Annotated in this window: 12 protein-coding genes; 11 read left to right on the top strand and 1 reads right to left on the bottom strand. The window is 64.6% G+C overall.

The features are described 5' to 3' along the window. Window positions 1-172 precede the first annotated feature (172 nt). The 8 genes from JKL48_RS11790 to JKL48_RS11755 all read left to right on the top strand — a co-directional run bounded on the left by JKL48_RS11790 (window position 173) and on the right by JKL48_RS11755 (window position 10,944). Window positions 173-4,633 (top strand): CusA/CzcA family heavy metal efflux RND transporter, encoded by a 4,461-nt coding sequence (locus JKL48_RS11790; protein WP_201982610.1) that lies wholly within the window; start codon window positions 173-175, stop codon window positions 4,631-4,633. Between the two features lie 48 nt (window positions 4,634-4,681). After that, the gene (locus tag JKL48_RS11785; protein WP_201982609.1) at window positions 4,682-5,860 is read left to right on the top strand and encodes an efflux RND transporter periplasmic adaptor subunit; all 1,179 of its coding nucleotides are present in this window, start codon (window positions 4,682-4,684) and stop codon (window positions 5,858-5,860) included. A gap of 21 nt (window positions 5,861-5,881) precedes the next feature. After that, window positions 5,882-6,214 (top strand): YnfA family protein, encoded by a 333-nt coding sequence (locus tag JKL48_RS11780; RefSeq protein ID WP_201982608.1) that lies wholly within the window; start codon window positions 5,882-5,884, stop codon window positions 6,212-6,214. 37 nt (window positions 6,215-6,251) lie between these two features. Beyond that, window positions 6,252-8,369, top strand: a complete 2,118-nt coding sequence (locus JKL48_RS11775) for a heavy metal translocating P-type ATPase (protein ID WP_201982607.1) — start codon at window positions 6,252-6,254, stop codon at window positions 8,367-8,369. Between the two features lie 29 nt (window positions 8,370-8,398). Further along, a complete protein-coding gene (locus JKL48_RS11770) occupies window positions 8,399-9,082 on the top strand; it encodes a DUF305 domain-containing protein (protein ID WP_201982605.1) in 684 nt (227 codons plus the stop codon). Window positions 9,083-9,102: 20 nt separating this feature from the next. Further along, window positions 9,103-9,906, top strand: a complete 804-nt coding sequence (locus JKL48_RS11765) for a ZIP family metal transporter (protein WP_233454870.1) — start codon at window positions 9,103-9,105, stop codon at window positions 9,904-9,906. 25 nt (window positions 9,907-9,931) lie between these two features. Then, complete coding sequence (locus JKL48_RS11760; RefSeq protein ID WP_044518293.1) at window positions 9,932-10,198, top strand: hypothetical protein; 267 nt, start codon at window positions 9,932-9,934, stop codon at window positions 10,196-10,198. 164 nt (window positions 10,199-10,362) lie between these two features. Continuing rightward, window positions 10,363-10,944, top strand: a complete 582-nt coding sequence (locus JKL48_RS11755) for a DUF305 domain-containing protein (protein ID WP_201982604.1) — start codon at window positions 10,363-10,365, stop codon at window positions 10,942-10,944. 61 nt (window positions 10,945-11,005) lie between these two features. On the opposite strand, the gene JKL48_RS11750 is transcribed toward JKL48_RS11755, so the two are convergent. Next, window positions 11,006-11,176, bottom strand: coding sequence for a hypothetical protein (locus JKL48_RS11750; RefSeq protein ID WP_198070568.1), 171 nt, complete (start codon window positions 11,174-11,176; stop codon window positions 11,006-11,008). 640 nt (window positions 11,177-11,816) lie between these two features. On the opposite strand from JKL48_RS11750, the gene JKL48_RS11745 reads away from it, so the two are divergent. The 3 genes from JKL48_RS11745 to JKL48_RS11735 all read left to right on the top strand — a co-directional run bounded on the left by JKL48_RS11745 (window position 11,817) and on the right by JKL48_RS11735 (window position 15,607). Next, window positions 11,817-12,212, top strand: coding sequence for an HYC_CC_PP family protein (locus tag JKL48_RS11745; RefSeq protein ID WP_201982602.1), 396 nt, complete (start codon window positions 11,817-11,819; stop codon window positions 12,210-12,212). Window positions 12,213-12,369: 157 nt separating this feature from the next. Continuing rightward, the gene (locus JKL48_RS11740; RefSeq protein WP_201982600.1) at window positions 12,370-13,722 is read left to right on the top strand and encodes an efflux RND transporter permease subunit; all 1,353 of its coding nucleotides are present in this window, start codon (window positions 12,370-12,372) and stop codon (window positions 13,720-13,722) included. Next, a complete protein-coding gene (locus JKL48_RS11735) occupies window positions 13,715-15,607 on the top strand; it encodes an efflux RND transporter permease subunit (RefSeq protein ID WP_201982599.1) in 1,893 nt (630 codons plus the stop codon). Before JKL48_RS11740 ends, JKL48_RS11735 begins: the two co-directional genes overlap by 8 nt. The last annotated feature ends 1 nt before the right edge of the window (window position 15,608 follow it).

Genomic DNA, 15,608 nt, shown 5'->3' with positions numbered 1-15,608 from the left:
TTCCCCCTTTTTTCCTGCTGACCACCCCCTCCGGGTGGCCCGTCGCGGTGCGTGACGGGCGATTTGGCGCTTGGCGCTGAATCGGTTATGCCCCTTGCGCTCCCGCCACCCGTGCCGGAGCCAACGGGCCGCAGGGTTTCACGGAAGCGTTAGACCTAACCCCAACCAGCGGATGTTCGACCGGCTGATTCATTTTTCCATTCACAACAAGCTCATCATCGGGCTGCTGACCCTGGCCCTGGTGGCCTGGGGCGGCTACTCGCTCAGTCGGCTGCCGATTGACGCGCTGCCCGATATTACCAGCAACCAGGTCGTGGTCTACACGGTGGCCCCCTCCCTGGCCGCCCAGGAGATTGAGCGGCTGGTGTCCTTTCCGGTGGAGCAGGCGATGGCCACCATTCCCGGGCAGGTCGAGGTACGTTCCTTCTCGCGGTTTGGCCTTTCGGTGGTCACCGTCGTGTTCGAGGACCAGACCGACATTTACTGGGCCCGCACGCAAGTCTCGCAGCGGCTGCAGGAGGCCGAAAGCCAGATTCCAGCCGGCACGGGCCGCCCCGAGCTGGCCCCGCTCAGCACCGGCCTGGGCGAGGTGTACCAGTATCTGGTGCGCGCCAAGCCGGGCTACGAAAAGAAGTACAACGCCACCGAGCTGCGCACCATTCAGGACTGGATAGTGCGTCGGCAGCTGCTGGGTACGCCCGGTGTGGCCGACGTGAGCAGCTTCGGCGGGCTGCTCAAGCAGTACGAAGTGGCTCTGGACCCCGAGCGGCTGCGCTCGCTGGGTGTGACCGTCAACGAGGTGTACCAGGCCGTAGCCAGTAACAACCAGAACGCCGGCGGAGCCTACCTCGACCAGAACCCCACGGCCGCCTTTATCCGCACCGAGGGCCTGGCCACCTCGCCGGCCGACATCGGCAACATCGTCATCCGCAGCACGAGCACCGGCCTGCCCGTGCTGGTGCGCGACGTGGCCGAGGTGCGCTACGGCGCGGCCGTGCGCTACGGGGCCATGACCCTCAACGACCAGGGCGAAGTGACCGGCGGGCTCGTACTCATGCTCAAAGGGGCCAACGCGGCCGAAGTCATTCAGGACGTGCAGAAGCGGATGGCCACCATCCGCAAAACCCTGCCCGAAGGCGTCACCGTCGAGCCTTTTCTCGACCGCTCCAACCTGGTGGACCGCGCCATCCACACCGTAAGCAAGAACCTGCTGGAAGGGGCCCTGATTGTGGTGTTCGTGCTGGTGCTGTTTCTGGGCAACTGGCGCGCCGGGCTGGTCGTGGCCTCGGTTATTCCGCTGGCCATGCTCTTTGCCGTAAGCATGATGCGCCTGTTCGGCGTGTCGGGCAATCTGATGAGCCTCGGGGCCATCGACTTCGGGCTGATTGTGGACGGGGCCGTCATCATCGTCGAGGCCATCATTCACCGCCTGCACGGCGGGCAGCTGCAGGTGCCGGGCAACCGCCTCAGCACCGAGCAGATGAACAAGGAAACCTACCACGCGGCCAGCAAAATCCGCTCCTCGGCCGCCTTCGGAGAAATCATCATTCTCATCGTGTACCTGCCGCTGCTGGCGCTGGCCGGCATCGAGGGCAAGATGTTCCGGCCCATGGCCGAAACCGTGGCCTTCGCCATTCTCGGGGCTTTTATCCTCTCTCTGACTTACGTGCCGATGATGTCGGCGCTGGCTCTGAGCCGGTCCACTACAACCAAAAAGACCATTTCCGACCGGATGATGGCCTTCTACACCCGCCTCTACCACCCGCTGCTCAAAGGGGCGCTGCGCCACCAGGCCGCGGTGCTGCTCACGGCGGCGGGCCTGCTGGTGGGGGGCTTTTTCCTGTTTCGCACCCTGGGGGGCGAGTTCATCCCGACCCTGACCGAAGGGGACTTTGCGGTGGAGATGCGAGTGCTGACCGGTTCCTCGCTGAGCTACACCATCGAGCAGGCCCAAAAGGCCGGTGGTATTCTCAAAAAGCAGTTTCCCGAGGTCAAGGAAGTAGTTGCCAAAATCGGGGCCGGCGAGATTCCCACCGACCCCATGCCGGTGGAAGCGGCCGATGTGATGGTCATTCTCAAGGACCAGAAGGAATGGACCTCCGCCCCGAACCGCGAGGAGCTGGCCGATAAGATGGCGAAGGCGTTGAGCGTGATGCCGGGCGTCACGTTCGGCTTCCAGCAGCCCATCCAGATGCGCTTTAACGAGTTGATTTCGGGGGCCAAGCAGGACGTGGTGCTCAAGATTTATGGCGAGGACCTCCAGCAGCTGGCCGACTACGCCCAGCAGGCCGGGCGGCTCGTGCACCAGGTGCCGGGGGCCGAAGACGTGTACGTGGAGCAGGTAACGGGCCTGCCCCAGATTGTGGTGGCGCTCGACCGCAACCGCCTCGCCCAGTTCGGGCTGAACGTCTCGGACGTGAACCGCACGGTGCAAACGGCCTTCGCCGGCGAAACCGCCGGCCAGGTCTTCGAGCAGGAGCGCCGCTTCGATTTGGTCTTGCGCCTGCGCCAGGATTTGCGCAAGGACATCAACAGCGTGCGCCGCCTGTTCATCGCCGCCCCCAACGGCCGGCAGGTGCCCCTGGAGCAGGTGGCCACTGTCGAGCTGCGCGAAGGACCCAACCAGATTCAGCGCGACGACGCCAAGCGGCGAATCAGCGTGGCCTTCAACGTGCGGGGCCGCGACGTGGAAACCGTGGTCGAGGAGCTGCAGGGAAAAATTGACCGCCAGCTCAAGTTCGCCCCGGGCTACTATACCACTTACGGCGGCCAGTTCGAGAACCTGCGCCAGGCCACTGACCGCCTGAGCGTGGCCGTGCCGGTGGCGCTGGTGCTCATCTTCGTGCTGCTGTTTTTCACCTTCCGCTCCTTCAAGCAGTCGGTGATGATTTTTACGGCCATTCCGCTCTCGGCCATCGGGGGCATCGCGGCCCTGTGGCTGCGCGGGATGCCGTTCAGCATCTCGGCCGGGGTAGGCTTCATTGCCCTGTTCGGGGTGGCCGTGCTCAACGGTATCGTGCTCATCGGCTACTTCAACCAGCTCAAGGCCGAAGGCGTGACCGACCTAATGGAGCGCATTCTGCTCGGCACCGAAGTGCGCCTGCGCCCGGTGCTGATGACCGCCACCGTGGCCTCGCTCGGCTTCCTGCCCATGGCCCTCGCCACCTCGGCCGGAGCCGAAGTGCAGCGCCCGCTGGCCACCGTGGTTATTGGCGGGCTGGTATCAGCCACGCTGCTCACGCTGCTGGTGCTGCCGGTGCTCTACGCCCTGTCCGAGCGCGTGAAAACCGGCGCCCCCCCTGAGGAGTCGCAGCCCGCCCCCACCCCGGCGGCCCCCGCGCAAAGTTTGCCCGTGACCCCGGTGCTGCTCTTGCTGCTGCTCGGCTTGCCCCAGTTGAGCCGGGCGCAGGGTCCGCTCACCGCCACGCAGGCCGTGAGCCAGGCCCTGCAAACCAACGGCACCGTACTGGCCGGCACGCGCGCCCTCGAAGCCCAGCAGGCCATTCGCCGCACGGCCTACGACTTCGGCCGCACCACGCTCACGGGTAGCTACGGGCAGTACAACTCCCTGAACCGCGACAACCAGTTCACCCTCACCCAGTCGCTGGCCCTGCCCGGCGTGTACCGCAGTGCCGCCGGGCTGGCCGATGCCCGCATGGCCGGTCAGCAGGCGCAATTGGCGCAGGTGCAGGCCGAGCTGCGCCGGCAGGTGCGCCTGAGCTACGAGCAGGCCGTGCACGCCCGCCACCGCCTGCGGGTGCTGCGCGGCCAGGACAGCCTCTACTCGGAATTTCTGCGCTCGGCCAACCTGCGCTTCAAGACCGGCGAGGCGGCGCGGCTCGAACCCGCCACGGCCCTGGTGCAGCAGGGCGAAGTCCGCACCCAGCTGCGGGCCGCCCGCACCGACTTCCGGGTGGCCCAGCGCCAGCTGCAGGCGCTGCTGCAGGCGCTGCTGCAAGTGCCGGCCGCCGTGGCCCTGGCCGACAGCGTGCTCCGGCCGCTCGCGCTGCTGGGGGCCGCCCAGCTGGCCGACACCATGGCTTCGGCCCGGGCCGATACGCTGCTGAAGCGCACCAACCCGCAGGCGCGGGTGCTGGCCCAGCAGGTAGCCGAGCGCCGCGCCGAAACCCGGGTAGCGCAGGCGGCCGGGCTGCCCGAGTTCACTGTGGGCTACTTCAACCAGAGCATCATCGGCTACCAGCGCCTCGACGCGGCCGGCACCGAACGCTACTTTGGCGGCGGCGCTCGCTTTCAGGGCGTGCAGGCCGGGGTGGCCGTGCCGCTGTGGCGGCGGCCCCAGAAAGCGCGGGTGCAGGCCGCCCGCCTGCAGGAGCAGGTGGCCCAGGCCGGCTACGAGCGCTACCGGGCTGAGCTGGCCGGCCAGCTCGATGAGCTGCTGCTGCGGCGTAGCGAGCAGCAGCAGCGCCTGGACTACTTCGAAAGCACCGCTCTGCCGCAGGCCACGGTTATCACCCGCCTTTCCACCATCGCCTACAAGGCCGGCGAAACCGGCTATTCCGAATACCTGCTCAACCTGGAGCGCGCCCGCCGCCTGCGCCTCGACTACCTCGACGCGCTGCTGCAACACAACCAGACCGTTATCGAGCTGGAATACCTGCTGGGCAGCCAGTAGCCCGGCCCACGCCGCGTGCCGCCTTTTCCCTTCAACTTCAGAATCATCATGCGCTATATCCCCCTCTCCCTGGTGCTGCTCAGCCTGCTAAGCGGCTGCGGCTCCCAGGAAGCCCCCACGGACAAAGAAGAAACGGCCGCCGCCCCCGGCGGGGAAGCAGCCGAAAAAGGCCTCGCCGACCGCGTCACGCTCACCGCTGCCGAGCAGCAGGTGGGCGGCGTGCGCCTGGGCTCGCTCACCCAGCGCCCCATGAGCGGGGGCCTGAAAGTGAACGGCGTGCTCGACGTGCCGCCCGAAAACCTGGTATCGGTCAGCGCCCCGCTCGGTGGCTTCGTGGACCGGACCGACCTGCTGCAGGGCTCGCGGGTGCGCGCCGGCCAGGTGCTGGCCGTCATCCGCAACCCCGATTTCGTACAGCTCCAGCAGGACTACCTCGAAACCCGCAGCCAGCTCAAGCTGGCCCGCGCCGAGTACGAGCGGCAGGGCGAGCTGTACCGGCAGGAGGTCGCGCCCCAGAAGAACTTCCAGCGCGCCCAGGCCGAATACGAAGCCCTGCAAGTGAAAACCAACGCCCAGGCCGCCCGCCTGCGCCTGGCCGGCCTGCCCATCGGCGGGGCCATCGTGAGCACGACCACGCTGCGCGCGCCCAAGGGCGGCTTCGTGAAGGCCGTGAATGTGAGCATCGGCCAGAGCGTGACCCCTACCGACGTGCTGTTTGAAATTGTTAACCCCGAGCACCTGCACGTCGAGCTGACTGTGTTTGAAAAGGACATTCCGCAGGTGAAGGAGAACCAGCTGGTGCGCTTTTCGCTCGGCAACGACTCGCTGAGCCGGGAGCGCACGGCCCACGTGTACCTCATCAGCAAAACCATCAGCGACGAGCGCACCGTGCGGGTGCACGCCCACCTAGACCGCGAGGATGAGCAGCTGCTGCCCGGCACCTTCGTGCGGGCCGTCATCGAAACCAACCGCGTAACCGTGCCGACCCTGCCGGAAAAAGCGGTGGTGCAGTACGGGGCCCAGTCCTACGTGTTCGTGGCCGCCGATTCGGCCGCCGCGGCCGGCCGGGCCACCTACCGCCTCGTGCCCGTGACGCGGGGCGTGAGCGAAGACGGCTACACCGAATTCCACCTGCCGGCGGCCGAACAGGGTAAACCGCTGCGCTTTGTCGTAGAGGGAGCTTACGCCCTGCTGGGCAAGCTTAAAAACGCCGAGGAGGAAGAATAAGCTGCTTTTGTTCAAACGCCCATGCTCCACCTGCTCAAACTGCTGCTGATTTTCTTCCTGGCCGGCCTCTGCGAAATCGGGGGCGGCTACCTCATGTGGCAGTGGTTGAAGGCCGACCGCCCCGGCTGGATGGGGGTCGTGGGGGCGGTATTGCTCATGCTCTACGGTTGGATAGCGACCTGGCAGCCCACCTCGTTTGGCAAAACCTACGCCGTGTACGGCGGCATTTTCATTGTCATGTCCATCGCGTGGGCTTGGTACTTCGACGGTTTCCGGCCCGACCGATTCGATGTCATCGGCGGGGTTGTCTGCTTCGTGGGCATTGGCATCATCCTGTTCTGGCCCCGTGCCTGAACCGGTAGTTTTCTTATTAACATTCTGACTGACTTTCATGCTTGAACCATCATCCGACCAACTCAGCGAGGAGCTGAACACCGCCAAGCAGGTGCAGCCCGAAAACGTGGGCGCACTCAGCCGCGACCAGCTCACGCCCGAAGCCGCCGCCGCTCCCCAGGGCCACGACGTGCCGGGCCACGACCACGCCGACAACGAGGACCACGCCGGCCATGACCACGACCCCGGTGAGCTGGACCTCGACGACGACGAGCACGACCACGGCCCGGCGGAACCAAACCCCTACCTGGTGCCGGGCATCAGCTTCGCGCTTCTCTTGGCCGGCATCGCGCTGGACTACTATAAAGTCGGCTTTTTCAGCGGCTACGTGCGCCTGGCCTGGTACGGGCTAGCCTTCGTGCTGGTGGGCTGGAAGGTCGTCAAAGCCGCCGTGCTCAGCATTCCCAGCGGCAACATCTTCAACGAGTTTCTGCTGATGAGCATCGCCACCATCGGGGCCTTTGCCATTGGTGAGTACCCGGAGGGCGTGGCCGTGATGCTGTTTTACACCGTGGGCGAACTGTTTCAGGACGCGGCCGTGAACCGCGCCAAGCGCAGCATCAAGGCCCTGCTCGAAATTCAGGCCACCGAAGTGATGGTGGTGCGCAACGGGCAAAGTATGGTGCTCGACCCCAAAGCGGTGCAGGTGGGCGACGTAATGGAAGTAAAGCCCGGTGAGAAAGTAGCCCTCGACGGCACGCTGAACGCGACGGCGGCCAACTTCAACACGGCCGCGCTCACCGGGGAGTCGGCCCCGCAAACCAAGCAGTCGGGCGAGGCCGTGCTGGCCGGCATGATTAACCTGGAGTCCCTGATTCAGGTGACCGTGACGGCGGCTTTCAAGGACACCAAGCTCTCGAAAATCCTGGCCATGGTGCAGGACGCCGTGGGCCGCAAGGCCAAGACCCAGCAGTTCATCACCAAGTTTGCCAAAATCTACACCCCCATCGTGGTGGGGCTGGCCGTGCTGCTCATCGTGGTGCCCTACTTCGTGGTGAGCGACTACGTGTTCCGCGACTGGCTGTACCGGGCGCTGGTGTTTCTGGTCATTTCCTGCCCCTGCGCGTTGGTCATCAGCATTCCGCTGGGCTACTTCGGCGGCATCGGCGCAGCCTCGAAAGCGGGCATCCTGTTCAAGGGCTCCAACTTCCTGGACGTGCTGCGCGAAATTGACACCGTGGTGATGGACAAAACCGGCACGCTCACCCAGGGCGTGTTTGCCGTGCAGCAGGTGCAGCCGGCGGCCGGCACCACCCCCGAGCAGCTGCTGCGCCTGGTGGGGGCGCTGGAAACCAAATCGACGCACCCCATCGCCAAGGCGGTGGTGGCCCACGTCGGGGCAGCTGCGGCGGGCGTTTCCGTCGATAACGTGGAAGAAATCGCCGGCCACGGCCTGCGCGGCAAGGTGGACGGCCGCGACGTGCTGGCGGGCAACACCAAGCTGCTGGCCAAGTTCAGCGTGGCCTACCCTCCGGAAGTCGACCAGGTGGTGGACAGCATCGTGGTGGCGGCCGTGGACGGTAAATACGCCGGCTACCTCACCGTGGCCGACGCTCCGAAAGAGGACGCGGCCCGCGCCGTGCAGGAGCTGAAAGCCGACGGCATCAGCAAGGTGGTTATGCTCTCCGGCGACAAGGACAGCATCGTGCAGCGCGTAGCCAAAGAGCTGGGCATCACCGAAGCCCACGGCGGGTTGCTGCCCGAAGACAAAGCCAGGTACGTGCAGCAGTACCTCACCGAGGGCCGTAAGCTGGCCTTCGTGGGTGACGGGGTGAACGATGCCCCGGTGGTAGCCCTGGCCGACGTGGGCATTGCCATGGGTGGGCTGGGCTCGGATGCCACCATTGAAACCGCCGACGTGGTCATTCAGACCGACCACCCCAGCAAGATTGCCACCGCCCGGCGCATTGCCCGCGCCACCCACAACGTGGTGTGGCAGAACATCTGGCTCGCCTTTATCGTGAAGGGCATTGTGCTGGCGCTGGGGGCCGGCGGCGTGGCCACCATGTGGGAAGCCGTTTTTGCCGATGTGGGGGTAGCCCTGCTGGCCATCCTCAACGCCGTGCGCATTCAGCGCATGGACTTCACCAGCAAAGCAGCAAGCGCTAAAACATAGACTGTCAGGCACTAATTGAAGCACGAAACATGACGTTCCCACCCTTTTTTCTGGTCCTGCTGCTGCTAGCGGGCAGCGGGGCCATCAGCAGCTGCAGCTCCCGGCATGACACCGATGAGCACGAGCAGGAAGTGCACGCTGGCGCGAAGTCCAAACCCGCTCCTGTGGCCGCGCCCCCGGCCCTGGGCGACACCTTGCGGCTACTCGCGCAGCAGCTCGATACGGTGCGCCGCCTTGGGTGCTGGGACGAGGACTTTGCCCGCTTGATGAGCGTGCACCACGGCGGGGCCCAGCGACTGGCGGCCGTGGAAGTGGCCCAAGGCCAGGACTCTACCCTGCGCGCTTTGGCTCAGCACGTGCTCAAGGGGCATGAGCGCGACAACCATGTGCTGACGCTGGCCCTCACCCGGCAGCCGCCGGCCGGCCAGGAGTACCGGCCGGGCAACGACAGGGACCCGTTTGTGCGCCGCATCACGGCCGCGCTGGCTCCCCTCCGCCAGCCGCCGCCCCTGCCCGGTACCCTTGATGCCGATTTTGCCACGCTCATGCAGGTGCACCACCAAACTGGGGTGGCCCTGGCTCAAACGGAGCTGGCCTTTGGCAAAGACGCGGAAGTAAGAAACGCCGCCCGCCAGATTGTGCGCGACGAGCAGGCAGAAATCAAGCAGTACCAGCGCTGGCTCAAGACCCACGCGGCAACCCCTATCCATTAACACTTTTACCTGCTGATTCTATGCTGCTTACTATTCCCACCGCCGTCACGCCGCCCTGGTCCACCATGCTGGGCTTCTCGCTGCTGCCGGCCGTGGTCATGATTGCCGGCGCGGCCCTGGCCGTGTGGCGAGCCCCTGGCCCGAAGCTGCGCAGCGCCATTCTGCATTTCGCGGCGGGTGTCATCTTCTCGGTCGTGGCCGTCGAGCTGCTGCCCGACATTGTGCAGCACCATGCGCCCTACGAAGTGGCCCTGGGCTTCGGGCTGGGCGTGGCTACCATGCTGGGCTTGCGCTACTTCACCCAGCGCCTCGAAAAGAAAGAGGAGCTTGGAGATGCCGGCAATGAGCCAGCGGCTGGCACTCGTGCTACGGCGCTACCCGGCGCGGCCTCCCTACCCTGGGGCCTGCTGGTGGCCATCGGCATTGATATCCTCATCGACGGGCTGCTGCTGGGCATTGGCTTTGCGGCGGGCGCGAAGGAAGGCACCCTGCTGGCCATTGCCCTCACCATCGAGCTGCTGTCGCTGGGCCTGGCCACGGCCATTGAGTTGCGGCAGGACGGCCACGGCAAGGGCCGGGCCGTCGCTATTGTGGCCGGCACTTCGCTCATGTTGCTGGTCGGGGCGGGCATCGGCACCACGGTGCTGCGCGGGGCCACCGGCAATATGCTGGAAATCGTGCTTTCCTTTGGCTTGGCCGCGCTGCTGTTTCTGGTCACCGAGGAACTCCTGACCGAAGCGCACGAGGAAACCGAAACGCCGCTGCTTACGCTGGCCTTTTTCGTGGGCTTTCTCCTGTTTCTGATTCTGGGCATGGTCGCCTAACCCACCCTTTTCGAATACGCTACGCATGCACACCGCCAAAATTGACCTGACCCTGGAGCCTACCGGCCGCCACCTGGCTTTCTCGAAGGAGCTCCTGGAAGTCGCCCACGTCTTTCGCCGCGTCGGGGGCGAGGCCTCCACCTGGCAGCGGGTGGCCGTCAACGCCCGCTCGCCCTTCCTTGACACCGACACCTTTGCGCCTGGCACCTTGCTGGAGTACTATGTGCAGCACGAAACCCAGCAGGGCGAGCCCGAGGCCCGTAGTCACATCGTCAGCACGACTGCGGTATGAGCGGTCCATCCATGGGCCACCGGTTATCCCTGCCAGTCCGCGCATTCGCGCGCGCGCTACCGGCCCTTGCCCTGCTGACAAGCAGTTGCCACGGGTCGGCTGACGAAACCAACGGGACCGGAATAAGTGAGCTGCCGCCGACCATGATGGCTGCCCTGCATACCATGGCGCAACGCTCCCGGGCCTTGCCGCTGACCGACAACCTCGACCTGTACTTTGCCTTGCTGCTGCGGGAAAACCACCGGGCCGCGGTAGCCATGTCGGCCCTGGAGCTGAACAAAGGGCAGGACCCGGCCTTGCGTGCTGAGGCAGAGAACCTCAACCACGACCACCAGCAACTTATCCTCCGCTTAGACTCAGCCATCATGAGCCTGCGGGCGCTGCCGCCCTCTTTTCCGGAGCATACCATGCAAAGCGAACGGTTTAGCCGCTTGCTGGACGCAGCCACGAGCGGCTTGCACCCCGCCGCCCACCGCAACATGGCCCGACTGAAGTCCGGCGCAGACTCCCTCCACGCGCGTAGCAGCCCAAAGCAGGAAGATGCCGGCACGGGCAGCGTTGACCGCGACTTTGCCGCGCTGCTTATTACGCATCACCAAAACTCTATTACACTAGCCCGTGCTGAACTGGAGTTGGGCCGGGATGAGCACCTCCAGCAAATAGCCCACCTCGTACTGCAGGACCAGCAGCGGGAAATCGACCAGGTTCAGGCCTGGCTGAATCAGCACCCCGAAAAAGTTAAATAAACTCGCCTTAACGCGTGGCTCTCGGGTCCTCGTAGGCACCTAGCTACCAAGCCCGCAGCATTCAGGGCTTCTTGCTCGCCCACAACGAGCTCAACTGCTGCTCGGCCTTCTCGTACTGCCGTTGCAGCAGCTTGTGCTTGCGCTGCAGGGCCAGGTAGCGCCGTTGAGCCGCAAGGGCCAGAGCGCACGCCGCCAGCAACAAGACGCTGAGAAGTTCTTCAATCGCGGTCATGGCAATTAACTGAATGGCAGTGCCCCAAAATAGACGAAGGAGAACCGTCCGAGTGGCCGGTTCTCCTTCTACTGCACCCGGTAGGTATCCCACCGCTTAACAGGTAAACAAAGGTAGCGGGAATGCCCGGAAACACAACCCGCCCCGGCTTACCGGGAGGAAGCTGAACGGGTGGCAACTTTTTCTGTAGCAGCGGGGTACACGGCTCATCTGCTCCGGGTGAGCACTCTCTGCGGCCGTATTCATGAGTTTGTGCGTCTTATTCGGGTTGCTGTTCTGCTGTCTAGCCTGCTTTCGGGAAGGCGTCTGGAAAAAGTATACGCCGCAGGATGTTGCCCGCTGGCAGGCGGAAACGCCTGCTCATCCCCCTGTGCTGCCGGCCATCACCCTGCCCGCCAGCACTACGCGTGAAACGGGCATGGCCCCGGTCCGGCGGGTGAGCCAATCTAACGCCCCGGAATTGGCTTACGCTGAATCCGAAGTTGCCGCGTGAACCACCAACGATAACTTGCCGGCACCATTGGGCACTAGCCGAGGTGTCGCGAATGTTATACCTTTTGGCGCGAATGGTGTAAAACCTTCCGGTTAGCCACTGCCGTACTTTGCAAATCCCTTTGGCCCGTCTGGGCCCGTTCTCCACGTGAAGCGTTTCGTCAGCCTGTTTCTGCTCTTTAGCTACTTGCTGTCCAGCCCTGGGCTGGTCTACAGCATGCACTTCTGCGGGCAGGAGCTGACGGCGGTTTCAGTGGCCCAGGGCAGCGACACGCACTGCTGCTGCCAGGATACGGGCAAGCCGGCTTCGGGCTGCTGCCACGACCAGAAGGTGAGCAGCGCGCTCAAGGATGTCAAACTCTCTGCCGCCCACTTCCAGCTGCAGGCTCCTGACGCGGTGCCGGCCCCGGCCGTGCTGCGGCTGGTGTGGCAGCTCGCGCAAGTAGCTTACCCCGCCGATGAGCCGGCCGCTGACTTGCTGGCCCACGCGGCCCCGCCACCCGAATGCCCGGCCTACGTGCGCGGACATGCCTTTTTAGTCTAGCCTTTCGGGTTGATTGGTTCCCCACGCCGGTTGGCGCTGGGGCTTTGGTGCGTCCAGCCCCCTGTGACCGGCCGCCCCCGCGTTCGTGCCCTTGGGTCCATTGGTACCTGCCGGGGTTTTCGGCCTGCCGACGCTTCTCCTTTAGTGCTGTTTCTTGATGATAGAGCAACTCATTTCCTTTTCCCTGCGGAATCGGGTGCTGGTGCTGCTGGTCGCCGCCGGGCTCCTCGTGTGGGGCGCGTTTTCGGTGCGGGCCAGCAAGATTGACGCCATCCCCGACCTGTCCGAAAACCAGGTCATCGTCTTCACCGAGTGGATGGGCCGCAGCCCGCAGATTATCGAAGACCAGGTGACTTACCCGCTGGTGACCAACCTGCAGGGGCTGGCCCAGGTGAAGGCCGTGCGCGCCGCCTCCATGTTCGGCATGAGCTTCGTGTACGTTATCTTCACCGACGACACCGACATCTACTGGGCCCGCGAACGGGTACTGGAGCGGCTTAACTACGCGCAACGCCTGCTGCCGGCCGGCATCACGCCCACCCTCGGGCCCGACGGCACCGGCGTGGGCCACGTGCTCTGGTACACGCTCAACGCCCCCAAGCTCGACCTGGGCGAGCAGCGCGCTCTGCAGGACTGGTACGTGAAGTTCGGCCTGCAAACCGTGCCGGGCGTGAGCGAAGTGGCCAGCTTCGGCGGCTTCCAGCCCGAGTACCAGGTGACAGTGGACCCCACCAGACTCACTTACTATAGCGTGACGCTGCCGCAGGTGCTCGCCGCCGTGCGCAGCAACAACAACGAGGCCGGCGGGCGCAAGTTCGAGCAGGCCGGCATCGGCTACATCATCAAAACCAGCGGCTACATCCAGGACGTGGCCACGCTGGAAAACGTACCGGTGCTCACCCGCCCCGGTGGGGTGCCGCTGCGCCTCAAGGACCTGGGCACGGTGCAGATGACCGGCGAAAGTCGCCTGGGCATCTTCGACCACAACGGCGAGGGCGAGGCGGTAGGCGGAATCGTGGTGATGCGCTACGGCGAGAACGCCGACGACGTGATAACCCGCGTGAAGGCCAAGATGACCGAAGTGGCCAAGGGACTGCCGGCGGGCGTGTCGTTCAACATCGTCTACGACCGCAGCGGGCTGATTGAGGAGTCGGTGGCCAACATTAAGCACACGCTGCTGGAGGAAATGGCCGTGGTGTCACTGGTGGTGCTGGTGTTCCTGTTTCACTGGCGCAGCGCCCTGAGCATCTTGCTGCAAATCCCGATTACCATCGCTGCGAGCTTCATTCTGCTCAACGCCTTCGGTATTTCCTCCAATATCATGTCCCTCACCGGCATTGCCCTGGCCATCGGCGTCATCGTCGACAACGGCATTGTGATGGCGGAGAATGCCTACCGCAACCTGGCCCTGCACCAGGCGGCGGAAGAAGCGGCAGCTGGTGGGCTACCCGGTGCGCCATCCGTGCCTGCCCCTTCCCTTTCCACTCCTAAACCCGTCCGCCATGACTAACGACGAGCGCCTCGCCATCATCGAGAAGTCCAGCCAGCAGGTTTCGCGTGGCATCTTTTTCTCCACCATCATCATCGTGGCCTCCTTCCTGCCGGTGTTCCTGCTCACCGGGCAGGAGGGTAAGCTGTTCCACCCGCTGGCCTACACGAAGACCTTTATCCTGCTCATCGACGCCGTGCTGGCCGTGACGCTGGCCCCGGTGCTGCTATCCTTCTTTATGAAGGGCAAATTCAAGACCGAGGACCAAAACCCCATCAACCGGGGCCTGGAGCGGGTATACGCCCCGCTCATCAACTGGTGCCTGACCTGGCGCAAAACCACTATCGCCATCAACCTGGCGCTCCTGGCCATCAGCATCCCGCTGCTGCTGAGCCTGGGCACCGAGTTCATGCCCCCGCTCGACGAGGGCTCGATTCTGTTCATGCCCATCACGCAGCCCGACGTGTCCAACACGGAGGTCAAGCGCATCCTGCAGGTGCAGGACAAGATTATCAAGCAGGTGCCCGAAGTGGCCGGGGTGCTCGGCAAGGCCGGCCGGGCCAGCACGGCCACCGACAATGCCCCGCTGAGCATGATAGAAACCATCATCCAGCTCAAGCCCCGCAGCGAGTGGCGGCCCGGCATGACCAAGGCTAAACTCATTGCCGAGCTGAATGAAAAGCTGCAGATTCCCGGCGTGGTGAACGGCTGGACCCAGCCCATCATCAACCGCATTAACATGCTGAGCACCGGGGTGCGCACCGATGTGGGCGTAAAAGTCTACGGGCAGCAGCTCGATACCATTGAACAGGTGTCGCAACGAGTAAGAGCCGCGCTCACCGGCGTACCCGGCGTGCAGGACCTCTACGTGGACCCCATTACCGGCGGCAAGTACCTGCAGATTGATGTGGACCGCCCGCAGCTGGCCCGCTACGGGCTGAGCGTGGACCAAGTCAACGAGGTGGTGGAAACGGCCATCGGCGGCGCGCCCGTGGCCACCACCGTGGAAGGGCGCCGGCGCTTCAGCATCAGCGTGCGCCTAGCCGAGGACTTCCGCAACAGCGTGGCCGCCCTGGGCCGCATCCCGATTCAAACCACGGCCTACGGGCCGGTACCGCTCTCCGCGGTGGCGCGGCTGCGCTTTGTCAACGGCCCGCCCATGATTAACTCCGAGAACGCGCAGCTGCGCGGGGCAGTGCTCTTCAACGTGCGCGACCGGGACCTGGGCGGCACCTTGAAAGAGGCCATGCAGCGGGTGCAGAGCCTGCAGGGCAAGCTGCCGGCTGGCTACTACCTAGAGTGGAGCGGGCAGTACGAAAACCTGATTAGCTCGCAACGCACGCTGCTCTTTATCCTACCCATCGTGCTTTTGGTAATATTCGGCTGCCTGTACTTCGCCTTTCACTCGGTACGGGAGGCGCTGCTGAGTCTGGTCACCATTCCCTTCGCCCTGATTGGCGGGGCCTACATGGTGTATTTCTACGGCGTACACCTCTCGGTGGCCGTGGCTGTGGGCTTCATCGCCCTGTTCGGGCTGGCCGTGGAAACGGGCGTCATCATGGTCATCTACCTCAACGACGCCATGCAGCAGCTGGTGGCCGCCAAGGGCAATTCCAGCGAGACGATTACCAAGCAGGACCTGCGGGATGCCGTGTTTCACGGGGCGGCCAAACGGCTGCGGCCCAAGCTGATGACCGTCTCGGTGGCCCTGTTCGGACTGGTGCCGGTGCTGTGGGCCACGGGCACGGGCTCGGATGTGATGCTGCCCATTGTGCTGCCCATGATTGGCGGGGTGTTCACTTCCTCAACCCACATTCTGCTGGTCACGCCCCTGATTTTTCTGATGACCAAGGAGTACGAGCTGCGCAAGTTCGGCAAGCTGGACGTGCTGGACGTGAAGCATTAAG

The organism is Hymenobacter rubidus (assembly GCF_016734815.1).
In the GTDB taxonomy this organism is placed as follows: Bacteria; Bacteroidota; Bacteroidia; order Cytophagales; family Hymenobacteraceae; genus Hymenobacter; species Hymenobacter rubidus.
This window is presented reverse-complemented; position numbering and strand designations above follow the sequence as displayed.